Consider the following 24,415-nt stretch of genomic DNA (forward strand, 5'->3'; position numbering starts at 1 on the left):
AATATCTATCTCCTGTATCGCTTGATAAAAATTCCCACCGTTGTCCGCAATGCATCCCTCATTTGCTGTTTTCTTACCTTTTTTTCTTCCTGTTTCATCACAGCCCCAAGGCAGGAGATAACAGCCGCATCAAATCCCTGCTTCTGATATAGTTTTTCAAATTCAGCACGACAGGATGGATACAGCGTCGGACTGTTTAGCTGAGCGTTCCCTCTGATAGCTTCATCAACAGGGCGCTGTTCTGTAAAAAGATACTTCTGGCATCCCTGAAAAAAGCTCTCCCCCTGTTCTGTGTTAATGAGGACTGCGGAAATTGCCCCCGAATACGGGTGGTCAAATGGTGTTTCCTGCCCCAGCCCCCAGAAGTCACAGACTGTAATGTCTGAAATTCTTTCTGGTTTTGCATAACTGCAATGATAACAAGATTCCCGATAGTTGATTCCCTCCAGAAAAGCTGCAAGATAGGAATCCATACGCCCCAGCTTGGAATAAATCATCGCATTATTTTCATCGAATAGCTGAAAAACATATTCATTATCTCGACGAAATTTCAGGAAAGCTGGAACGTGTTTCCCTTTCACACAATCAATATGTTCCATCAAATGTCGATAAGGAGGAGTCCCATGACAGACAAGATCCACTGTAACCAAATTGTCAGGCTTTTTCCCAAAATATCCCAACAACCCAGCAATTTTGCATGGCAAAGATATAAACAGGACCTTTTGTCCTGCAGTTAATCGCTCCTTTACCTTTTGATAAATATCGGCTGACTCAGAATAGACATATTTTGATTGTTTGAAATCATCCACTATCTCCATCTGATTGGAAAGCGAATGAACTACATGAAACTTTTTCGTATACTTTACTCCTGCAATCCAATACCCCATATCCAATGCATGGCGATAAAAAACAGATGCCGCACCACCGGAGGCACTCGTTTTTCGATCCAAATCATCCAGGCTCCAGGCGGCATATGCATCAAATGGCCGCATCGCTGAAAGTATCGTCAATTCCGGACAAACCCTTTGGCATACTCCACAATGAAGGCAATTTGCCTCTTCGATTTGTGGATAATAATTTCCCATGTGATCTTCCACCATCGAAATACATTTTGCCGGACATTTCTCAACACAAGCCATACATCCTGAACATTTTTCTTTTGACACTAATTCCATACTTTAACACCCTGCACTGCTGTGATTAACAACAGATAATACTACTCCGTCCTTGTAAAATTCCCTATTTGGAATCAAATCAGGCACAAAATTTTTTTCTGCATATTGTGAATACACAATGGTCCCCGATTCATCCTTGAATGCTTCATTGACTGTAAATAACACTTTCGGATACCTGACTGTCTTCCATTGCCTAAAAACTTCATCCGTAAAACCATTACGATCTGTTGCTAAAATCACAATGTTTTTCCAATTAATTCGTTTTTTACGCCGTTCCCAGCTTTCTCTGGCTTCGCTACAAGAATGATAATGCATAAAGTCAATATGTACATCCCCTCCTAAAACACCAATCGGGTATTCTTCTCCCCAGAACAGTTCAAGTTCTGCATTCATATAATACTCCAAATTGCAGACCATCCGAACAAAATCCGGCTCCCTGATAAAGAGGTTGATCGTTGGGGAAGAAAACGGCAATTTCATATCATGGTAGAACACTCCTCCAATACAATTCTGGGAAATAATCGTAATATCTCGATTACGCAACTGTGGACGTATTTTTTCTATTTTTTTCTGCCTGCATATTCTGGAAAATTTCCCCCATCCTCTGGCAAGAACTTGACGAACGGTATACACCCCTGCTTTAATACTCTCCTTCGTCATCGTTACCTTGTATCTATGATAGATTTTCTGGGCACTTTCATTCGCGTTCAGTTTCTTTATCGTTTCTATTTTTTCCTGTGTTGTCAATTTACCAGAATGCATTGCATGATAAATATAGTTACTTTGAAGTTGTTCTATCTGTTTCTGATACCTTTCTTTTGCTTCCAATGTATTGCCGCAAAGATAACAAAGCTGTTGAAAGCGCATTTTTGCATTTTCCCATGTCTCCGCGCCAAAATTGCTCATCAAAGAATTTTCATTCCATCGGATATAATAATATAACGGCTGGTTAATCACCACGCATTCCTGAATTTCAGCTGCCTGCATATAATCCAGAACAAACTGAAAATCCTCACCCATGCTCTGGTTTTCATCAAAGCGAATATGTGCTTTTTCAATCATATCCCGACGAAATATTTTGTTCCAAAGCTGCTGTAGATGCACTTTATCCTTGAGTTCAAAAAGTGTAGTACAAATCGGTAGTTTTTTAGTTTTTTCGCCGTAATCAAATAAAAATATTTCTTTAAAGCCTTGCATTTGATTAACAAAATAAAAGCCACACAAAATCAAAGAATTTGGTTGCTTCTCTGCCATATGAAGCAATGTACTCACATATTTTCCAGAAACCCAATCATCACTATCTACAAAAAGAATGTACTCACCCAATGCTTTCTTAAGCCCCTGATTACGCGTATATGAAACTCCCCTATTTCTATCATTTTGAATGCAGTTTATTTGTGAATACTCTCTTTTGAGCTGTTGACATATCTCCCAACTTCCATCCAAAGAACAATCATCCACTAAGATTACCTGGATTGAACGTTCTAACCCGTATAGAATAGACTCAACGCATCGTTGCAATGTTTTTTCTGCATTGTAAACGGGAATAATTACAGTAACTCTCATATAATCACAATCCGCCTCCGTTCATCTTTTTCTTGCGGGAATCCCAATCAAAGTAAGATTGTCACCAGAGAAAGATTTTGTCACCACTGCATTGGCTCCAACACAAATATTATTTCCAAGAGAAACATCGCCTATTATCTTAGCACCTATTCCCAAATCAAGTCCGTCACCAATCTGTGGTGCTTCATCATTTTTCCCATTATTCCCTATGCAATTTCCACCATGCAGTTTAGCATCCGCTCCAATTTGTGCTTTTTCGTTGACTATAATTTCCCCATGGTGATAGATAGTAAGCCCCGGACCAAATGTATTTTTTGGTATCTTTATCCCTAATTTATTCCCAATATTATTTTTCCTTCTAAAAGACCAGAGGTAAAAGAATGTCCCTACCTTTCCTTTCTTTACATTAAAATAGTATTCTTCTATTCTCAACAAACGAATATATTTTGCGATATAAAAAATAGGATCATGTGTAATTCGGTACACAAATCGTTCTTTTCTACTTTGACAATAATAAAAACTCATATCTCTGGACAAATAGTCTATCAAGTCTTTTTTTGTTTGGATCATATAATCACTCACTTTAACCTATGTGCTGGAACACCACCCATTTTTGCTCCAGCTTCCACATCATGAATCACCACAGCGTTAGCTCCGATTACAGCATTATCTCCAACTGTAATGTTCCCTAATACTTTCGCTCCACAGGTAATCATTACATTATTTCCAATCACCGGAGGATCGCCATGCCCATTATAACCAATTGTTACCTGTTGATTAATCCAACAGTTTTCACCAATCGATTTTGCTGCAATCATAGTAGCAAAGCCATGTTGAATGTACAACCCACCGCCAATTTTCGGTGTTTCAATATAAAGAGTATTCATAGGACGATACCAAAGTGTAATCCAGCAACGGTAAATAGGCCGGTGGTTGTTCCGGTAAATAAACAAATTCCGAAATTCCGGCTTATTGCTCAAGAGCTGCGCCAGAGCAACCATATCAGATTCCCCTATATTCAAGATTGCTTTCCACCGGACAAGATCTTTGTGGAATGCTTCATCGTTCCACTTAATCCCCGGAAGAATAAAGAGCAAACGGAACATCCACGAAATTCTTCTTAGTTTTTGCATAATTAAACCTCATTCAAAAAAGGAATCCAGATTATTCAACGGTTGCGCCATCCTTTTCCTTCTCAAATTCTTCTTTGAACCCCAAAACATCAATTTGCTCAGAGACGGGATAAGGCGATAATCTGGTTTCGTGTGCGGTTTCTCGTAAAAATATTCCTTAAGATACAAACGAATTGACTTCAAATTTTCCTCTGTTGCATTTTCATCCCGGCTGAGAATAATCATCATATTCAAAAAATGATTATCATACACTGCCCTTAGCTGCGGGAAGCAGGCAATCACATTTTTTCTGCGTTTGCTCAGATAATCAATCCGGTCAGAGATAATCTGCCGGGCTGAGGTCGGAGAGTACATAACGCTGGAAGCCCGTTTGCGATAATTATACACAATTTGACTATCGCGTACAATTTTTTTCGCATTTAAAATACCGCGATAAGTAAAGTATTCATCATCAATTTTATGACCGGTTTCAAAAAAAATCTCCTCATATAATGATCTTTTATAAAGTTTATCCCATAACAGTGCACATGTCCAATCTTCTGTAAATAATACCAAAAAATCAATTTGATTTAGTGTCACCTTTTTTAAGACGTGCTCTTCCATATGATCTTTAAATATATCTTGATAGGAACACTGAACAACATCTGCACTTTGCTCTTGCATAACTTGAATCATATGGCTATACGCACCAGGTTCAAGAAAATCATCACTATCCACAAAACTAAGAAATTCCCCAGACGCAATTCGTAAACCTGCATTTTTTGCCGCCGCTGCACCTCCATTAGTTTGATGAATCACTTTGATTCGGCGATCCTTTTGAGCGTATTCATCGCAAATCTCTCCGGATTCATCTGTGGAACCATCATCAATCAAAATAACCTCTAAAGACGAATAGTCTTGGAATAAAATGCTGTCAATACAGGATGGAAGATACGCCGCAACATTGTATACCGGAACTATCACAGATATAAAATCATTCATCAACATCCCCCCGAACACGGTGAAATAATTTATTCAATATCCACTGCACATTTGTTACTTTCTGATCATTCTGCTTTGATAAGCAAGTCTGTACTAAATCCGAAACCATCTCACCTCGCCGAAGCCCTCGATAAAAGGATGCTCGTTGATAAGAGAAAGATGAACTTTTCGTTGCACTTGGATTATACTGGATTGCTTCCTCGTTGCTAATTTCTAAAACTCTAAAATCATTCTGAATATTTTTCCATATCTTTTTTCCTTTTTCAGAATGGACCATCACCAAGGATGTACCCATGTTATCATCAAATTCTGGATACTGGCTCCAAACGCCCCAATAATCACCGATGGTAATATCACTAATTCTTTCTACTCCCTTGAATTTACAGTTGCTACAAGATGGTCTTAAATACAAATTCGATACAAATCCCTGCATAAAGCTGTCTTTATCCTGATGTGCAGAATACACCTTTCCATCTTGATAATCAAAGCGGACAGAGTAACCGTATCTGCTCCACCCAGTTGACTTATCACGCAAATTCACTGCTACAAGCTCTGCTCCATTTGCATCCCGCTGTTTTCTCTCTTCCAAATATTTTCTCCACACAAGTGGGGATGGTACACCATGGCAAATCATATCTACCAGTACCAGATTATCGTACGGGCGTTTTAGGAATGCACTCAATCCTGCTACCTGACATGGCGTACCTACAAACAGAATTTTGCCTCCCTGATGAAGCATCTTCTTAATATATATAAAGCATTGCCCGATCTTACTTTGTGCATACTTTGCGCCACAATAATCCAGCAGTTCTTCTTTGGTTGTTGCTATACTATGAATAACATCAAAATCTTTAGAATACTTTGCCGCACAGACCACCCCGCCCTGCCCCAAGATGGATAGTGCTAAATCAATAAATACACCACCAGATGAACTTTTTCTGCGAATATTCTCATCCTTATTCTGTACCGCAAACGATTCTGTCCTACAAATCGGTTGCACACCTTTATTCGTTAGTACCGGACAGGATTGCTCACACAATCCGCAAGATACACATTTTTGAGAATTAACATTCGGGTACAAGAAGCCCTCCTCATCTTCCTCCATATCAATACAATGGTAGGGGCATATTATTGTACAACTACCACACCCCGTGCAGAGTGTTTTTTCTGCCAACATACTTTCACCTTTCATTTTTACAAATTCCCATAGTTCTCAATATCTTCCGAACTGGCTTTCCTATTAATTCGCGTTCATAATCATTCATACTAAATTTCCATACAGACAATAAAAACACCCCGCTAATTACAATTGCCGCCAAAAGGACATCCAGATAAGATTCAATGCTCCAAAACTGATAAATCAGAACGCTTGCAATTACCGTTGGAATATATCCCGGAAGAATCGAAAAAATTGATTTCCAAAATGCAGGAATATTCATTCCCAAGTATTTATAATTATAATAATTCATAAATACAGTATAACCAACAAACATGCAAATTGTCGTAGCCGCTGCTGCGCCAATACCATCCCACTTTATTGACATTGGAATTGTCATCAACACATTAAATAAAGCAATAAAAAAATAAACAACACTACGGACTTTATGCTTATTCTTTGCCTTTTGAATTTCCAATCCTACATTTTGAAAAGAAGGGATAGACACCGCGAGCATAAGTAATAACCCTATGTAAAACGAATCGCTATAATCATTACCGGCCCACAAACAAACAAAATCATAGCCTATGGTACAATATCCTATTAATACCAGAGAAACCACATAAAACTGAATCCGACCGATTCTGATAAAGATTTCATCCAGTTCCTTCATCGGCCGATTTTGAGCTACTAGCTGATTGACCTGAGGTGAAAAAACCGAAGAAATCGATGTCGAAAAATTTTGGAAATACCCCTTAAAACTGGAACCGACATTATAAATTGCTACGACTGTTGTTCCCTTGGTCGCGCTCAAAACCACATTATCTGTTGAAAACGTAATCTGATCCGTAATAGAATTCAAAAACAAAAAACCCGAGAAAACAAATATCTCTTTGAGTACATCTTTCTGAAACCCCGAAAATGACACCTCAAATTGAATTGCCTTACGTGCATAAAGAAACATTGACAAATACGTCAACAGGCCAATCCCAAAAGAAATCAATGTAATCGTGATAGAACGCCCGCCCTGGGACAGAGCAATAACATTAACAATCGGCTGCACAATACCAGCAATCAAAAGTGCTATTCGTATAAAGAAAAACTGTTCATAGGCCTGCAATGCCATCATAAAAACATTGCAAATAAACGAAACCATCATATTGAGTATTAATATCAGCATGATGACCCGCAGCTTGAACAGTTCCTGGGAAGTGAAGGTTTCCTTAACCAACCTGCCTGCCAAAACAATAAAAATCAAGCCGACAATCAGCACCAGTAAGGATAGCACCGAAAAGACGGTTAAAAACATACCGTTCAGCCTACGTTCCTCATCTCTGTCCCCGCTTGCTCTTGCCCTCGCATTAAAGCGGATATAAGCACCCCCGATTCCAAAGCTTAAGACCGAAAGATAAGATATAAACGAAGATGCTGTTCCATACAAACCATATTCACTTTGCCCCATCATCCGTAGCATATATGGAGTATAAAAAAGCGATATGGTGTTTGTTATGATGATATAAGCATACGACAATAATGTACCTGCTTTACGTTGATTCATTTTCATTTCCTCAAATAATTCTATAATATGTAATTCGCCGCTGATGCAGCCAATTCCTTATAAGCCGGAATCACATCAGCCAGGTGATTTTTTTCTTCATACTCCTGCTCCAGCATTCTTTGAAAATAAAATTTCAAATCATCTTCTCCTTTAATTCCCTGCACCGGCAGCACATACCCCTCCTCCGTTCCAAAAAGATCCTGCGCAATCCCCCGTGACTTCACTGAATAACCAACAACCAATGTTGGCACACAGGAGGAATAGGCTGCAATGGTTGCATGAGTGCGCGCTCCTACAAAAAAACGGCATCGAGCAATATAGCCTTTCAACTCACAACAGTTACCATCCATAATCCTACTCACCCGACTGGAGTCCTCAAACTCATGATGCAGTACATTGATTGGTTCCATGTCATTATTGTATGGCCAAACAACGTGTGGAATCAGACAAACACTCATGTCTGTTTTCTCAAGAATATAGTGAATCAATATACGATAATTTTCAAGGATCAAACTGCCTTCCGTACCATATTTCATAATCAGCGGACTCACATTGATACCAACAGTATTTCCTTCCTGGAACCCTTTTGGCAGCGGCAAGTCTACACGTTCCAGCAGGAATGCCGGATCAGCCACTTTCACTGTATGGGAGTTGATTTCTTTCAGCAGTTGATATGTAATCGTTTCCCGCGCGGTAATCAGGTTAAATCCCGCTAAATCCTCACGAACCTCCGGAGTAATAGCATCCGGGTCAATCGAACACCCCCACAATACAGAAGCTGCACAATATTTCCTTATCTCCTTATCGAACAGAACGGCTTGTTTTGCAGACCACTCATAACAATAATTATCTCCACCAACTGAAATAGCCACATTATCTTTGAACAATTCTCTCAAGAAAACTTCCATGTTTGCTTTTTCACGATGAAGCAGCTTTCGTTTCACCAATGCTTCAAAATAAGCTGGGCTGAACCGTTCAAGTTCCTCCGGGACAACTACCTTCTCAAATCCCTGTGCAGATCCATATTGAATATCCTCAGATCTCGCATTGGACCACAAAATCACATTATTGGGTCCATTTAACAGTTTTGAAGTAGTACGAATAATCGCCTCGCATCCATGGTTTCCGCTCCCCGTATGCATATATAATACTTTTTTGCTTCCCATCGTTTATCCTTTTCTTATCATAATCCAATTCCAAGTGCATTTCTAATTCTACAGGCAGCTTGCAATGATGTTTTTTCAATGCTGAGCCAAATTTTTTCTTTCCGCCCCAGCTCATTCAGAGAATTTGATAAAAACGGGTGTCTTCGAATAACGCCCCTCAAATACTCCATCGCATTCGCTTGATCTTTCTTTTGTATTTCGCAAAGTATTTTTTGACCATGATACATGCAGGAAAACCATAGGCTGCATCTGGCTCTTGTTGCCAGAGCAGGAAAATTATTTTCCAAATAATCCTGCCTGTGTTCCATCGCCTCAATTGCATCCAGACGTTTCAGCGAATATGCCTCGCCCATAATACTTCCACTACGCTGCCAATAATAATAGCCTACATGATCTATCACGCTGACCCGCCCTGCCGCTCCAATTACCTGATAGCTCCAGAACACATCCTCATGGTACTTTCCGACGGGAAATGAAATATGTCGAATTATATCTGCATTATACAATTTATACCACACCGGCTGTTTAATCCAGGATTCTTCAATCAATGCCCGCATAGCTTCTTCTTTACTCAGAACACAATTTCCAGATTCCGTCAACATCCGGGATGCAGTCCCATTCTCCCAAACCATTTTAACACCACATGCAGAAATGTCACTGTTATCTGCTTTCATGATCTCATACAGGCATTGGTACATATCTGGAGCAATCCAATCATCACTGTCCACAAACCCAATCAGATCTCCGTTGGACACTTCCATTCCTGCGTTCCTGGCATCGGACAAACCGCCATTCTTTTTATGAATAACTTTAATCCTGCTATCTTTTTTCGCCCAGGCATCACACATGGCAGGACAATGATCCGGTGAACCGTCATCTACAAGAATGACCTCAAGATTGCTGTATGTTTGTCCAATAATTGATTCCACACACCGATCCAAGTATTTTTCTACTTTGTAAACTGGTACAATTACGCTAATTAACGATTCCTTCATCTTCCATTCCTTTTTTGCAAATAATTCTCATTGGATTACCTACTACTGTACAATTATCCGGAACATCTTTATTCACCAGTGCACCAGCCCCAATTTTCACATTATTCCCAATATGAATTCCGCCAATTACAATCGCGCCTGTTCCAATAAAGACATTATCCCCAATGTCAGGCACATTGTTGCCATCAATCTTTTTTCCACGTCCTACTGTAACATTTTGATGAACCAAAAAGTTTTTGCCGATGCTTTGTGCATAAACAATCGTGGAATTTCCGTGACATACTAAGAAACCGCCACCTATTTTCTTGGAAATTACATCTACTGAAAAATCTTCTGCCGGCTTATAAAAAAGTCTCACAATTTTTTGCAGCTTTCTTGATTCAAACGAAACTCTTGTCAGGAAAATTCTTCTGAAAAGTTTAGACCGTACAAATAATTTGTGCAAGCTCCATAATGTTTCATTTTCACCCCAACGGCGCATATCCTCCATAACTGCTTGTTTGTTCCGCAATGAATGAAAAGCAATAAACACCGGTATAGAACGCCAGATAGTTAAAATCAGAAAAACTTTCTCCATCATATCTTCACCTTCTCTCTGCTACGGTAGGGAAAGTTACTCATAGCAATTCTTCAACAAATATTTTGCATAAAAGCGATAAATCGGCTTATATCCGATTGACCAATTCAAAATCAAATAAGCAAGGAACTGCTGTTTTCTGCTCAAAAGCGGAATCCACTCTTTATGCTTTTTAATTAAATTCCATACCGTTTTTTGTTCCAGTGTGAACTGACCAGTTCTATCCAGCACCAGAGAATTATATACGTTGACGCATGTACCGATATAAGCTTTTTCCGCTGCTTCCGTCATTCCATCAATTTTCATGTCCAGGATCAACTGCTTCACACGAATTGGGTCAAAAACTTTTTGTTGGTTCAGAGAAACCCTGGATGTCGATGTGTTACGCACCAAATAGTGATATTTGCAGGTATCCTGGAAAATTGACATATTGGCATTAGAAAACAAAATGTAGTTCATAAGTAAATCTTCATTGATTTTAATACTTCTGTCCATCACCTCAGTGTGTAACAAGCTGTGGAACAAGGTCTTGTGAAAGAGCTTATTACACAGGCCCGGCTCGACAAGTGATCCATCCAACAGGTCCTTCAGACCTGTTGTTCTGTCTTGCTGTACAAGACAGCCTGTATTATGAAAGCAGCTGATGCGACCATCAGAAAAAATCATCTGATACCCACAATGAGAAATATCAGCCCCATATTGCTCCGCATTTTTCAAGAGCATCTCATACATATCCGGCTCAATTTCATCATCTCCATCCACAAAACCAATCCACTCACCGGATGCCTGCTCCACTCCTGCTAAACGCGCAGCCGTTACTCCCTGATTTTGCGTATGTATTACTATAACCCGCTTATGCTGAGAAGAATATGTATCAATTATCCTTCCGGTTTTATCTGTCGAACCATCATCTACTACGATGACTTCAATTTCCGAATAGGTTTGCGCCAAAATACTGTCTAATGTTCTAATTATCGTAGATTCTACGTTAAACGCAGGCACAATCACACTAATCATACCTTTTCCTCACATAATTGAATCAGCAGTTTCTCAACCGCCTGCACTGTTTTTTCTGCGCTAAAATATTTTCCTCTCCGTTCCGCCTGTTTCGTGTAATATTCCAGTAACCCCGGTTCCACAAAGAAACGCTTAATCCCTTGATACAAGGCCTCTTCATTATTCTCAACCACAAGACCATATTCATTATTCTCTCCCAGCATTTCCTTCATACCAGAAACTTCGACAGTACAAACAGGTGTACCGACAATCAGTGCCTCCGTTGCTGCAGTGGAAAAGCCTTCTGCAAAGCTGGCACAAACAAACAGATCACACTTTGCTACATATCTGTAGGGGTTTATCTGATATCCCAAAAGAGTAATACTGTGTTCGAGCCCATTTTGCTGAATGTATTCCTGGAGACTGTTGCGTTCCGGTCCCTCTCCAAGTATATAGAGATGAACTGGATAACCTTGTTCTTTCAAACGTTTTACGATCCTTGCAACCCGATCAAAGCCCTTGCTCTTTAGTAACTTTCCCACCCCCACCAGCTTGATCTCATTAGGATTTATCATCCCCGGCTCCACAGCTTCCTGTGAAAGTCGAATGATTTTGTCGCTCTCATTGGTATTATATAACACTTCATGAGGCACAGGAATCTGCAATGCTTGTAAAAAATCCTGCTTTACAGTCTGGGAAACACATATAATACGATCAAACCGCCCATAGCACTCCTTAGCCTCTGCTACATTTCTGAAGGACACCGCCGCCCGTTTTGCCGTATGCTGTTCAATATGAATCCAGGTCAGCATTTTAACAGTTGGATCACTGCATCCACTGATCACTCTGGCACAAGGGCCTTCCAAATATGATATTTCTATATCGTAGTGCTCTTTAATAATGAGCTTATGAAGCTGCTTCGGGCTAAGTAGTTTCATCAAATGTGAATTGCCCGGAATCATTTTCTTGCACCAAGTCTTGTACCTTACATTTTTCCCTAAAAACTGACGATTCTCTCCACTGTCAAAAAGCGTCATTACAGTAATATCAAATTTTGAATCATCCATGTTATTGACCAGATTCACCAGAACCTTTTCTGCGCCGCCCTGGCCCAAGTCATGGATTAAAAAAAGCACCCTCTTCATAATGACGCTTTCCTCCTATATTGTATAACCGGTACCTTTCGTTATTATTTCTAAAAAGATTTATTTAGCACCAGCATTTTTAAAAAACAAGCGGGTTTAAAAAATTTATTTTGCAATATTAGCGATAATTTTCTCGACAGAAAAATTCTTTTATCCTTTAAAATCTCCACCACTGTTAAACTCGTCTTTTTCCGAAATTTGATGATCATATCTATCGCCTTTTCACGTTCTTGCCCTTGCAGACGTGATTTTGCAAGTACATAAGCGTTCATGCATTCTGCCAACACATTACTAAAAGCCAACATTCTCATCGCAGGATATTTATCAGCTATATATCGTGCTCTATAATATTTTCCTTCTAAATAATCAAGATTTTTTATACCAGAAAATGTCGACATAATACTTCCTTGCCTTTGTCTATAATAATATAAACAACTCGATATACTAGCTATTTTACCAGTAGAATCTACTACCAAATATTTCCACCATAAATCTTCATTCCTTTTTCCAATTTCAAATTTATTATTTAATACAACCTTGCGATAATACAATCCATTCCATACTACGTCAAAAGTTGAGTATTGCAATAATTTTACAAGGTACTCTTCAGAAGAACAAAAATCCGTTTCAAATAAAGATAAATCCATCATTATTAAATTTTCGATTTGCTCTTTATTATAAAACTTTTCATATTTGCAAAATACAATTTCACTTTTATTTTCAATCGCCACTTTAAGTAGACTATAAATCATTTGAGGATGTATAATGTCATCTCCATCCACAAACATAATGTATTCTCCACCGGAAGCTTCAATTCCAATATTTCTTGCTACAGACACTCCCTGATTTTCTTGATGAATAACCCGTATTCTCGAATCTTTTGTTTTCCATAGGTCACATTTGTCTGAACTGCTATCCTGTGAGCCGTCATCAACCAAAATTATTTCGATATTTTTATATGTAGACTTTAGAATAGAATCTACACAATCGTCAATATATTGCTCTATGTTATAAACAGGAACAACAACTGATACAATTGGAAGCATTTCATTTTCTCCTTTTTTATCTGAATAGTCGCTACCTACATTTTAATTTTCTGATTATACGATAAATTCTTGCCCGAAGCGCCCCATTTATTAGATTTATTACTATCTGTTTTCGCCGAGCATATTTTCTTTCTGTTCTAAATTTTTCAATCTTTTCAACATTTTTTTCTGGCTCAGTATATTCTGCGCATCGAATCATATCTAAATTGTAAAATGTATTCCTAGCAATAGCAAAGCCTATAGAATTATTCGTAACAAATTCGTTCATCGTTCTTTTCTGGAGATGAATATACATAAGTTCTCTTGTTTTCTTTCCATCAAAAGAGCAAAATTTAAGTATTCCATCAATCCATAAAACATACCCACTTGATTTTCCATCGATTATTTCATAGCTATCGACAGGAACGTCCAGAAAATCCCACGCTGTGTAGAACCTTATGCCGCAATCTGGATCGACCTCGTGTGCCCATGCAACCGTGCCATTTTCGTCAAAATGGCATGCATAATCTGTGGAAAACGCATATTCCCAATCCATTATATGCGGATATTGTCTCATAAAAAGCGTGTTCATCAATTCACAATTGCGAAAGAGGCTAAAGTGTCCTTCATAATATAGTTTATCATGCAAATCAAGTAATTCATCTGATATAAATTTAGAAATATTCCCCAAAATAAGGTCAACATCCATAAATCCCCAGAAATCATATTTTTGAATATTTTCTTCAAATAACAAACCATACATCGGCCTATAATCACACAGCTTATATGGTGATTTTAAACGCACTTTTTTATTTAGTAGTTTTTCTATTTTACACTTCAATTCCCCAAAAGATACTTTTATTTGTTTTACATTTGATTCTGGATTTATATTCAATTGAAGATCCGAATAAATTAAAAAATCAAAATCAAGGTTTTTCTCTGCAGATTGTAGCCACAAAGAAAAATAAGGAGGCACTTTCCCAAAATACGGTATTATGAATACAACTTTATTTTTCATAAATATCCTATAACCTTTCTGGCAAATAAAATTTCAGATTTTTATGGGATATGTTTTCTAGTCCAAACGATTATCTTTCTTCCCTCATTCAATAACAGTCAGATATGTAGTTATCCATTTTCTTTTGCCTTTTTCCTAACAACCGCCGTCAGCACCCATCCTAACGGTGTACACAAAACCGTCAACAGTTTTCTGGGCGACTCCTGAATATAGTACTTATTCCTTGCAATCTGACTGCTGGAACAATAATGGATACAATCCCGAATCATCCGCTTTTTACTTGTCGGATACTGCATTGCAACTTTTCGCAGGAAAGCAAAACCGCAAGGATTATTTAAATATTGCTTCCACATGGTTCCTGTTGAGCCATCGGCCTGATACTCGACTTCACAGATAACATCATTTAAAACGAACAGTTTATATTTCTGATCTACTAATGTATATTTGTAAACCAGTCCTACATATTTTTCTCCTGGGAAAACCGGATATGGAGGAACACTTTTGATCACATCGGTACGGTAAATCAGTTTCTTATCTCCTGAGCCTCCTGCAGCATAGTACCCACTCAAAGTGGTCTCCTGCATTCCGCTTGGGAATCCCTTCCCAATAAGATTTCCAGAAAAGTCTGTATCCAGAGCAATCAATCCGGCATATTCTTTTCCTCTGACCTTTTCCCAGGTCTGTTTAATTTTGCTGACAGCCCCCGAAGCCATTTTATCATCAGAATCAATGCAGACATTCAATTCTGTATGAATGTTTTCATATGCCGTATTATGGGCTGTATGCATTCCGCCATTTTCTTTATAGATATATTGAATTTCAAATCCTTTTTCTTCTTTTTGCCATCTTTTAACCAAATTTGCAGTTTCATCGGTAGATCCGTCATCCACAATCAGCCATATAAAATCCTTACAATCCTGCTCGCGCAGGCTCTCATAAGTACGGGGCAAAGTATGTGCCCGATTATAGGTCGGCGTAAAAACTGTAAGTAACACCATGCCATTTACCTCTCTGCTATTTCCAGATAAAATTTTTCCAATTTATTTGCTGCAGTTGAAATATCATAGCCGGCTTCCTGAATTTCTTTTCTATGGTTTTCATGTCGCCGGCCACTTTGTTGTAAAATACACTCCGCCCATCGTGCCGGAGATTCTTCCAAAGGCATACTGGAAACCAACCCCCTGGTTACAATGCATTCATCTGATACATGATCGGAAATAATACACGGCAGTCCCGATGCCTGTGCCTCTATCATGGTAACAGGGAGCCCTTCATATAAAGAAGGGAATACAAACACATTCATCGCCTGCATCAATCGATTGACGTCAGAGCGAACACCCGTAAAAACAACCTTACTTTGCAGATTCATATCAAAAACTTTTCGCTCTATTCTGTCTTTTCCCTCTCCATCTCCCACAAGCATAAGCTTAATATTGGGATCAAGTTTCGTACATTCATAGAAAATATCAATCAAAAATTCCTGGTTTTTTTGAGGCACAAATCTTCCAACATGACCAATAACAGTACCTTTGTCCAAGCCAAATTCCTCTCGAACAGCCATATCTACATTTTGGGAATACATATATCGATTTATATCTATCGCATTATTAAGAAGCTGAAAAGTGCTTTCTCCAAACATCCATTTACCAGCTGATTTACTGCAGGCAAAAAGATCGGTCGCATAGTCAGGTATTTTCTTCATGTAATACAGTTTGATCAAATATTTCAAGTTTTTATCCTGATTACTATTATGACTATGGGCAATGCGCATCGGCACACCACATTCCTCAGCACATTGCAGTGCAACAGAGCTCAAACAGTCCTGATGAACATGAACGATCTGATATTCCTGATGTTCATGAAAAAACTTTTTTAATTCCGTACGATACGCTCTGCTCCACGGAACAAGCCGGGAAACATGATAAATCCTTCCGCCCAGATCCAGAATTTCTTTGTCATAATCCGCTTCAAAATCACGATGAACCAGAAAATCTAATTGAACTTTATTACGATCAATATGGCGGTAATAATTCATTAACATGGTTTCCAGGCCGCCCCGCCCCATATAGGTAACCACTTGTAGTACTCTAATCATTTACTTTTCCCCACTTACAAAATTCCCCAGGCCACATGCATCTGATAATAAAAGAACGCCAAATAACCCACAACCAAAGCTATTTTTACAAGTCGTGCCGATTCTTTGGTAAACATATGGTCAATCAGCCATGGTACTGCAACATACCCCTGCAGCGTCGTGTAGATCGGAAGTCGTCCGATGTAAATGCCAGATGAAAAAGCACTCAACAGATAAATCATAGAAGTACAAATGCTGCAATTGACACACATATTTATGACAGGGGAATTCTCTTTATCAACATAACGTTTCCCAACCAATGAGAGACCCGCAGGAATCGAATAAAACAGCACTCGAAAAATATTAGTTCCATCGTCACTTGTCCAGATTTCATTTGTTATCAAATCACTATATTGTGTTTCCGCCAGCATGGTATCAAGAATCGATGTGAATTGGTCAATAAACAGAATAGCCACTCCAATACCGATCATCATAAATAAGGTACGCTTATTCCACGCTTTTCCTTGAATAACAAAAATAATGGGCAACATAAGCAATGCAGACCCATGAATTGTTGCTGCCAACAAGATCAGGCATATAGCAGGAACGTATTTTTTCTTTAAAACAAAGCCAAAACTTAATAGAACAATACTTACTGCAATAAATTGCCTCATACCGTTAAACATCCAGGATAAATAATCCGTAGATGCCACAAACATAAACATACACAGTATAAAATCAGTCGAATACTTTCTGAAAAAGTAAACAACACAAAACAGCTGAAACGATGCAATCACAAGGAAAAACAGCTTATCATTGTTACCAATAATACTCTTAATAACTGTCGCAAGAATGGTAAATCCCTTATCCTTCGTGTTTTCTGATAAGTAAACGAGCAGTTGAGAAAATGATTCCGGAAGGCCTCGAAATGTTTTCCTGTATGCTTCCGTGTCGCCAATAAAGCGGCGATTCATACACCAAACGGCATATGGGCATGCCAGCAAAATCACCGCCGGCCAGCTCCATCTATACTCAGTTTTTCCCAATACCTGCACTGGTTTTTTGGAAGCCGCAATTGCCAAAAAGCCTCCGGCTACAGCAAGCCAGATCAGCAGCCACCAATAATTCGTCAATGTCATATCTGTGTTCCTTTCTTTCCCTGCATCAGGCACGATTCCGACGCCATATTTATCTTGAAAGTCAGCATATATGCAAACAATATGAATTTCCTTACTACTAGTTTTTAATTATACCATGCAAATTACTTTTTTCCAAATGCTTTGCTATATCCATCTCTCTAATTTCTTTTAAAAACCGTTGTTCTCCTCTTTTCATTCTGATAAAATAGATACGAAAGTCAAAAGAGAATCAAAATCAGGAGTATATCGCAGTCATGAATCAGAAACCACGAAAAAAGATTCTTCTCATCACCAATCATTCCTATATGCTGTGGCAGTTCCGCAGAGAGCTGATCAGCGAACTGATGAAAGAAAACGAAGTCATTCTCAGCATGCCCTTTGTCGGCCATGAAGAGGATTTTCAAAAAATGGGGCTTCGATGCATTAATACGGACCTTGACCGCCGGGGCATCAATCCGATGACCGATTTAAAGCTTATCAATACATATAAAAAAATGCTGAAACAGGAAAAACCGGATATGGTCATCACCTACTCCATCAAACCAAACGTGTATGCAGGCCTTATGTGCGGAAAGCTGGGGATTCCCTTCTGTGCCAATGTGCAGGGTCTGGGAACCGCTTTTCAGAAGCCTGTCCTGGCACAGTTTGTAACTGTACTCTATAAAATGGCCTTCCGAAAAGTCCGCACAGTTTTTTTTGAGAACCAGACCAATGCGGAGGAATTCCGGAAACGGCACATTATTCCCATAGAAAAGCAGACGATTCTGCGCGGAGCCGGCATCAATCTGGAACATTATGCACTGCAGCCTTACCCTGTCAATGACAAGGTACATTTTTTATTCCTTGGCCGTATCATGAGGGAAAAAGGTATTGATGAACTTTTTTCCGCCGCCTCCCGTCTCCATAAAGAAGGATTTTCTTTTATGGTGGATCTGGTCGGATTTTTCGAGGACGAATATAAAAAACAGGTAGAAGATCTGGAAAATGCCGGAATCGTAAGTTTCCACGGATTTCAAAAAGATCCCCGTCCTTTCTACGCTGCTGCCGACTGTGTTGTCCTTCCCAGCTATCATGAAGGAATGAGCAATGTCCTTCTGGAGGCTGCTGCCGTAGGACGCCCTCTGATCACCAGCGACATTCCCGGGTGCAGAGAAGCAGTTGACAATGGAAAAACCGGTATCCTTGTCAAAGTCAAAGATACAGAAAGTCTCCATGCAGCCATGAAAAATATGATAAACCGTTCAGAAACTGACAGACAGAAAATGGGCCTTCTCGGAAGAAAAAAAATGGAAACAGAATTCCGGAAAGAGCTGGTCGTTGCCGAAACCATCCGGTCTCTCGGACTGAAAAAGGAGAAGCCGCTCTGATAACGGAGTGCTTCCCCTTTTTTACATTTTTACGATTCCTTGTTTTCCCTGGCGTGGATCGTTCCGGTTCCCCCTTCTACCACACCATCACTTTTAAAAACAGAACGAAATGTTCCGAAGAAGCATTTGATATCCATGGGGAAGCTCAGATGCTCTACGTAATATCCGTCAAGCTTTGCCTTTTCTTCGATTTCCAGCTCATCCCGCCCATGGATCTGCGCCCATCCGGTCAATCCCGGACGAACGTCATTGGCACCATATTTATCTCGTTCCGCAATCAGATCGAATTGATTCCATAATGCCGGCCGGGGGCCCACCACCGCCATATGTCCTGCAAAAATATTGAAAAGCTGAGGCAGTTCATCCAGGGAGGTTTTTCTTAAAAAACGCCCCACCTTTGTAATATACTTCTCCGGATTTTCCAGAAGATGTGTCGGCATGTCGTGAGGAGTATCCGTCCGCATTGTCCGGAATTTATAGATTTCAAAATGTCTTTTATGTATTCCCACCCGCTTCTGTCTAAAAAAGATCGGGCCGGGTGATGTCAGTTTGATTGCGATGATGATAATGACAAACAGCCATGATAAACAGATCAGCCCCAAAAATGAAAGGATGATCGAGAGAATCCGCTTTATAAAACTGCGGTACATTCAGTTTCCTCCCTTTTCCAAAACTCTTTCCATCGATTATTCTTCTGTCTCATTTTCCTTTCTCTCTGATTTTTTCTTTTCGCCATATCCGTAGCCGTAGCCATACCCATAGCCATAGCCGTACTTACGACGTCCATAACCATAACCGTAGCCATATCCATAATTATAGCCGGTAATTCCTGCTTCTGCTCCGTTGATGGCATATCCCAGTATTTTTATTCCGGTATCAGCCATTGTTTCCACACCTGACACAATCCTGTCGACTCTGGCATGATCCTGCCGGACTACCATGACAGCCCCCTGTGCAAAACGTGCTTCTATCGATGCGTCAGCAACCACACTGCAGGGAGGCGTATCCACAATAACATAATCCGCATTCGCCTCGAGAGTGAGAAGAAGCTTTTCCATCCGCTTGCTTCCCAAAAACTTCACAGGATTGGATACAGCCGATATTCCCGGAAGGATAAGGAGTCTGGAATCTTTCTCATAAGATATCAGTGCGCTTTCCAACGGGACCTTCCCCTTAAGCACATCAGCAATTCCGGCAGATACCTGATCAAGGCCCAGGGCAGATGCCACCGAAGGGTTTCTCAGATCTCCGTCAACCAGTATGACGCGGTTTCCTTTTTTGGAAAGAGAAATTGCCAGATTCGCCGCAAAGGTAGTCTTCCCTTCCCCTGAAACTGCACTGGTCACAAGAATCCGGTGGATGTTCTGTTCCTCCGCATCCTTTAACAGTCTGGTACGGATCATACGAAAACTCTCTCCAAGGACCACAGAACATTCCCTTGTATCCATCAAAACCAGCTGATTTGTTTTTTTGCTCCGTTTTTTCAATTTAACCAGCGGGATGCTTCCCAGGTAGGTAATATTCAGCCGTTTCTTTATATCCTCTTCCCTGCGGACGGTTTTTCTTGTCATTGCATAAAAGAAAAGGAAAGCCAGACTGATCACAGCGCCCAGAAACGCACCCTTTTTGGCACTGCTTTTAAAGTCCGGAGGATTCACAGCCGTATCGGGAACGCCGCTTTCATCCATCAGGGTAAGCTGTGTATCTCCTATAATATATTCTGCCACCGCAGGATAATTCTCGATAACTGCCTGCAGCACATCATATGCCATCTGCGGATCTGTTGAATTGACTTTTATTGTAAAGAGTGCTGTCTCCTGCATGGCCTCTGCCATGATCGTAGCCGGGACACTGTCAAGCCCCAGACTTTCGGCCACCACCTGATTTAAGACTCCGCTGGTCATGATATAAGGGAAGGTCTTACTCAGCTGCTCCGCCGTTGTCTTGTTATAATAGGACTCATTGTATCCATATGCAGTCCGTGTATTTACTACAAAAGAAGAATACGCCTGATAATAGGGAACATAAGCTCTCTTCGCGCGGAAATAAAAGAAAGAGGAGCAAAAACTGATAAGCAGAAGAAAAATCCAGAAGAACCGTTTGAGTCCTCTCCACATATCGTCTAACAGGATCGACAGATCAATTAATTCCATATCGTCTGATGTATTGTTATGCCCGTTTTCCATAATGTCCTCCATAACCATAGTTTCCTGTATCCTTTATAATTCCTGTCATGACATCATTGAAAACACATCCGATCACTCTTCCCCTTGTCTGATTCAGTATATCCACCGCATCATTGATATCCTTTGCCAACACCATGTCCTGGCGGACAACGAGGACAGAAGCATCTGCAAACTCCGCCAGCTCCTCCGTATCAGCCACCAGAGACAGAGGAGAAGTGTCCATAATGACGTAATCCATTTTCTGTCTGCAGAAATCCAGAATATTTTTCAGGGTTCCGTTTTCTATCAGACCTTCCATGGAATCTGACGCTTTACTGTTGAAGATCGTATAAAGACTGCTGTCTTTTTGTTTCTTGATCAAATTTGTCAGACCCGAATGATTTTTAAGCACTTCCGGAAGATTTACCGCCTCATTTTTAGCCAAATCAAAAATTTTATATTGAGCCGGCTTTCTGAAATCGCAGTCGATCAGAAGAACTCTTTTATTCTCCTGTGCCAGAGACAGGGCCAGATTCGCCGCGACTGTAGATTTTCCTTCATTCTCTGTGACACTTGTCACCAGAAGGACCTTCACCTTTTTCTTATCCATCTGGCTTCTGATCCTGGAAGCCGTCATCCGGTTGGATTCAACAAAACGAAAGCTCAGCACCGGGTTCTTAATCAGAAGAGAAACGGATCTGGCTTTTTTTACCTGCCGCAGAGATTTGATTTTGCGCTCATGATACACCGTCCCCAGCCTTCTTGCATCGATCTTTTCCGACACCTCGCGCTCATTTTTTACTGTATCTCTCATATAAGAAAAGAAAACAAAGTATAAGATGAACAAGGCTGCCGTGATCAGGGCGCTTTTTTTCATGATTCCCTTTACATTTAACGGATTAGAAGGGCCGGTCGGAATAGAAGGGGACTGGATCACTTCAAGGATCACATTTTCGATCACATAGTCTGAGACCGTATTGTAATTATTCATGATAGAATTCATGATCCTGTAGGCGTCCAGTGCCGAATCTGCCGTGACCTTAAGCTCCATCAGGTTCGTCTCCGGAAGCACCGACGCAGAAGTGGTGGCCGTAAAAGAATCAATCTCCAGCTCTTCTGCCACTTTTTTCTTCAGAACATTACTTTCCAGGACCTGAGAAAACCGCTCCGCCAGTTCCTTCGTATAGGAAAGATTCTGATAGATGCTGCTGTTGGTTCCCTTTGCTGTCACTACAAAGGTGGACGATGTTGTATACTCCGGCCTGTATGTTTTATTTGCCCATACATTGACAAAAAGGCTCACAGAAACAGCCATCAGAAGAATAACCCACCATTCCCGGAGCACATCCTTTATGATACTGATGGGATCAAGCCGTCCCAAAATCCCCTTGTCTGTCTTGTTATCCATTCCCGCATCCTCCTACTCACTTACCACAACGATCAAACGGGTCATTCCTGTTCCGCCTTCCCCCGTCACCTGATAAGTGACCTCATACACTCCGGGAGTGTTATAGTCTATTTCCTGGCTGATCAGAAGATTTTCCCGGCTGGCGCCTTCTCCGGTAATCTCCCTGACATAAGCCGCAGGATTGATCGGCGAACCGGCTGCTGCATAAACCAGATATTCAGAAAGCTCGATCTGCGGTTTCATTCTTTCTTCTGCAGGATCGTAAATCTGAACAGTCACCGGAAGGTTCACTACATCTCCCGCACTGTTGACCACCGTAAAAAACATGGGATAATCTCCCGGCGTACCTGTATTGATAGAATAGTCAGTGGAAATCTTGATCTTATCTGTCAGGCTTCCATCCAGTACATCGGTCACATCCATTCCGCTTAAAATATCCTGAGTGCCGATCGGGAACCTGAGAGGCGCGCTCAGAGAAAATCTGGGAGACTGATAATCACTGTAAATAATTTCTCTGGAAGCCTTTGTCACATGGCTGCCCGAATCAAAGGCTGCTACTGTGATTTTCCTTCTGCCCTTTTCGATAAAATTACTCATACTCTCTATCAGAAGGCTCTCTGACACATCACCGTCTCTCTTATCCACTGCCTGGATACCGGAAAGGAGCTCTTCTTCACCGGCATTCACTGAAACTGTGATGCTCTCCTGACCCATGGTAATCCTGGGGCCCACCTGATCCGTTGTCTTAAACTCCTGATATTTATATATCCCAAAAACCGCAAGGGCGGCTGCAAATACCAGGATACTGAAAATTCTCGTCCTGCTCATGAATTTCTCCTGTTCTCACCAAAAAAATCTTTTCTTTTCCGGCAGCTTTCCGTGTACCGGTATGATGCCGTCTGTTATGATCTGTTCCGGATTCTTTACCAGAAGGCGGTACATCTGTTCATCTCCATACCTGTCTTTCAGATAATCAGCTGCATCGCCCATAAAAGTTGTCCTGGTATAGGGGCCATGGGCATCGCTGGCCACACAGGTGGCCAGATCATTGTCTAACATGATCTGGGAAAGCCGTTCTGAACGCCGTCCGAACTTTCCGAACATACTGCCCTTATTGATCTGGGTCAGACACCCCATCTGCAGCCATTCATAGATAAGCTCCGGAGCTTCCTGTGTACAGTAATAACGTTCCGGATGGGCAATCAGCGGAATACCTCCCACGTCCATGATCTCCGACAGTCTCCTGAATATCCAGTCCGGTTTTCCGTCAAAAGGAAATTCTACCAGAAAATACCTGGAATAATTGAGCCCTATAAGGAGCCCTTCCCTTATCTTTTTTCCCATATCCTCTGAGGCAAAGATCTCCATCCCCGGCAGGATCTGTATCTGTGCCCCTTTCTCCGAAAGAGCATCATAGAAATCTATAAAGACCTGTTTCAATTCTTCTGTATGATAATTTTCAAATCTGCCTTTCTGATTGCTGTGAGGCGTTGCCACCAGTGTATCCACCCCACCCTCGAGAGCCAGCTCCACCAGACACAGGGAATCCTTGATATCCTGGACGCCGTCATCCACTCCCGGCAGAATATGCACATGCAAATCAATCATACTTTCCCTTTCTGCCGGTCTGCATGATTACTGTTTTATTGCAGACCTTCTCAGTTTTTAACTATAACACAAAATGCTCAATAGATAAAGCAAAAACAATAGGATTAACAAAATTTGGATTTAATGATATACTTATCTCATCATTCTATTTCAAAAGAGGAAA

At 40.5% G+C, this 24,415-nt stretch carries 23 protein-coding genes; 1 reads left to right on the forward strand and 22 read right to left on the reverse strand.

Going from position 1 to position 24,415, the window contains the following annotated elements; translation table 11 throughout:
• Window positions 1–5 precede the first annotated feature (5 nt).
• From QJ036_RS03515 to QJ036_RS03595, 17 genes are all read right to left on the reverse strand, one after another.
• Complete coding sequence (locus QJ036_RS03515; RefSeq protein WP_283230055.1) at window positions 6–1,175, reverse strand: Coenzyme F420 hydrogenase/dehydrogenase, beta subunit C-terminal domain; 1,170 nt, start codon at window positions 1,173–1,175, stop codon at window positions 6–8.
• Between the two features lie 3 nt (window positions 1,176–1,178).
• Window positions 1,179–2,741, reverse strand: a complete 1,563-nt coding sequence (locus QJ036_RS03520) for a DUF1919 domain-containing protein (protein WP_283230056.1) — start codon at window positions 2,739–2,741, stop codon at window positions 1,179–1,181.
• Window positions 2,742–2,762: 21 nt separating this feature from the next.
• Entirely contained in the window at window positions 2,763–3,311 is a 549-nt protein-coding gene (locus QJ036_RS03525; RefSeq protein ID WP_283230057.1) for an LbetaH domain-containing protein, read from the reverse strand.
• An 8-nt stretch (window positions 3,312–3,319) separates the two neighbouring features.
• Window positions 3,320–3,874 carry a serine O-acetyltransferase gene (locus QJ036_RS03530; RefSeq protein ID WP_283230058.1) on the reverse strand — a complete coding sequence of 185 codons (555 nt, stop codon included), beginning with the start codon at window positions 3,872–3,874 and terminating at the stop codon, window positions 3,320–3,322.
• Between the two features lie 9 nt (window positions 3,875–3,883).
• Window positions 3,884–4,855: a glycosyltransferase family 2 protein gene (locus QJ036_RS03535; protein WP_283230059.1), complete on the reverse strand. Its 972-nt coding sequence runs from the start codon at window positions 4,853–4,855 to the stop codon at window positions 3,884–3,886.
• Entirely contained in the window at window positions 4,848–6,047 is a 1,200-nt protein-coding gene (locus tag QJ036_RS03540) for a Coenzyme F420 hydrogenase/dehydrogenase, beta subunit C-terminal domain (protein WP_283230060.1), read from the reverse strand. Before QJ036_RS03540 ends, QJ036_RS03535 begins: the two co-directional genes overlap by 8 nt.
• On the reverse strand, window positions 6,037–7,569 hold the full coding sequence (locus tag QJ036_RS03545) for a lipopolysaccharide biosynthesis protein (RefSeq protein WP_283230061.1): 1,533 nt from the start codon (window positions 7,567–7,569) through the stop codon (window positions 6,037–6,039). Before QJ036_RS03545 ends, QJ036_RS03540 begins: the two co-directional genes overlap by 11 nt.
• A gap of 20 nt (window positions 7,570–7,589) precedes the next feature.
• Window positions 7,590–8,735 (reverse strand): polysaccharide pyruvyl transferase family protein, encoded by a 1,146-nt coding sequence (locus QJ036_RS03550; RefSeq protein ID WP_283230062.1) that lies wholly within the window; start codon window positions 8,733–8,735, stop codon window positions 7,590–7,592.
• Window positions 8,736–8,752: 17 nt separating this feature from the next.
• Window positions 8,753–9,730 carry a glycosyltransferase gene (locus tag QJ036_RS03555; protein WP_283230063.1) on the reverse strand — a complete coding sequence of 326 codons (978 nt, stop codon included), beginning with the start codon at window positions 9,728–9,730 and terminating at the stop codon, window positions 8,753–8,755.
• The gene (locus QJ036_RS03560) at window positions 9,711–10,310 is read right to left on the reverse strand and encodes a serine acetyltransferase (protein ID WP_283230064.1); all 600 of its coding nucleotides are present in this window, start codon (window positions 10,308–10,310) and stop codon (window positions 9,711–9,713) included. Before QJ036_RS03560 ends, QJ036_RS03555 begins: the two co-directional genes overlap by 20 nt.
• Before the next feature lie 33 nt (window positions 10,311–10,343).
• Entirely contained in the window at window positions 10,344–11,324 is a 981-nt protein-coding gene (locus QJ036_RS03565; RefSeq protein WP_283230065.1) for a glycosyltransferase family 2 protein, read from the reverse strand.
• A complete protein-coding gene (locus QJ036_RS03570) occupies window positions 11,321–12,448 on the reverse strand; it encodes a glycosyltransferase (RefSeq protein ID WP_283230066.1) in 1,128 nt (375 codons plus the stop codon). Before QJ036_RS03570 ends, QJ036_RS03565 begins: the two co-directional genes overlap by 4 nt.
• A gap of 50 nt (window positions 12,449–12,498) precedes the next feature.
• The gene (locus tag QJ036_RS03575; RefSeq protein WP_283230067.1) at window positions 12,499–13,494 is read right to left on the reverse strand and encodes a glycosyltransferase; all 996 of its coding nucleotides are present in this window, start codon (window positions 13,492–13,494) and stop codon (window positions 12,499–12,501) included.
• Between the two features lie 31 nt (window positions 13,495–13,525).
• A complete protein-coding gene (locus tag QJ036_RS03580) occupies window positions 13,526–14,491 on the reverse strand; it encodes a DUF6625 family protein (protein ID WP_283230068.1) in 966 nt (321 codons plus the stop codon).
• A gap of 110 nt (window positions 14,492–14,601) precedes the next feature.
• Window positions 14,602–15,489, reverse strand: coding sequence for a glycosyltransferase family 2 protein (locus tag QJ036_RS03585; RefSeq protein ID WP_283230069.1), 888 nt, complete (start codon window positions 15,487–15,489; stop codon window positions 14,602–14,604).
• Window positions 15,490–15,494: 5 nt separating this feature from the next.
• Window positions 15,495–16,586 carry a glycosyltransferase family 1 protein gene (locus QJ036_RS03590; protein ID WP_283230070.1) on the reverse strand — a complete coding sequence of 364 codons (1,092 nt, stop codon included), beginning with the start codon at window positions 16,584–16,586 and terminating at the stop codon, window positions 15,495–15,497.
• A gap of 14 nt (window positions 16,587–16,600) precedes the next feature.
• Entirely contained in the window at window positions 16,601–17,704 is a 1,104-nt protein-coding gene (locus tag QJ036_RS03595) for an EpsG family protein (protein ID WP_283230071.1), read from the reverse strand.
• 254 nt (window positions 17,705–17,958) lie between these two features.
• Here QJ036_RS03595 and QJ036_RS03600 point away from each other — a divergent pair, with 254 nt between their 5' ends.
• Window positions 17,959–19,071, forward strand: a complete 1,113-nt coding sequence (locus QJ036_RS03600) for a glycosyltransferase family 4 protein (protein WP_283230072.1) — start codon at window positions 17,959–17,961, stop codon at window positions 19,069–19,071.
• 29 nt (window positions 19,072–19,100) lie between these two features.
• On the opposite strand, the gene QJ036_RS03605 is transcribed toward QJ036_RS03600, so the two are convergent.
• Genes QJ036_RS03605 through QJ036_RS03625 form a run of 5 tightly spaced genes read right to left on the reverse strand, consistent with a single transcriptional unit; the run spans window position 19,101 to window position 24,252 of the window.
• Window positions 19,101–19,721 (reverse strand): sugar transferase, encoded by a 621-nt coding sequence (locus tag QJ036_RS03605; RefSeq protein ID WP_283230073.1) that lies wholly within the window; start codon window positions 19,719–19,721, stop codon window positions 19,101–19,103.
• Window positions 19,722–19,757: 36 nt separating this feature from the next.
• Window positions 19,758–21,257, reverse strand: a complete 1,500-nt coding sequence (locus tag QJ036_RS03610) for a tyrosine-protein kinase domain-containing protein (protein WP_283230074.1) — start codon at window positions 21,255–21,257, stop codon at window positions 19,758–19,760.
• Window positions 21,241–22,644 carry a tyrosine-protein kinase domain-containing protein gene (locus tag QJ036_RS03615; protein ID WP_283230075.1) on the reverse strand — a complete coding sequence of 468 codons (1,404 nt, stop codon included), beginning with the start codon at window positions 22,642–22,644 and terminating at the stop codon, window positions 21,241–21,243. The genes QJ036_RS03610 and QJ036_RS03615 overlap by 17 nt, the downstream gene beginning before the upstream one ends.
• A 12-nt stretch (window positions 22,645–22,656) precedes the next feature.
• On the reverse strand, window positions 22,657–23,472 hold the full coding sequence (locus tag QJ036_RS03620; protein ID WP_283230076.1) for a hypothetical protein: 816 nt from the start codon (window positions 23,470–23,472) through the stop codon (window positions 22,657–22,659).
• A 15-nt stretch (window positions 23,473–23,487) separates the two neighbouring features.
• Window positions 23,488–24,252, reverse strand: coding sequence for a tyrosine-protein phosphatase (locus tag QJ036_RS03625; protein ID WP_283230077.1), 765 nt, complete (start codon window positions 24,250–24,252; stop codon window positions 23,488–23,490).
• Window positions 24,253–24,415: the final 163 nt, after the last annotated feature.

The sequence above is a fragment of the Fusibacillus kribbianus genome, assembly GCF_030053595.1.
Classification (GTDB): Bacteria; Bacillota; Clostridia; order Lachnospirales; family Lachnospiraceae; genus Lientehia; species Lientehia kribbiana.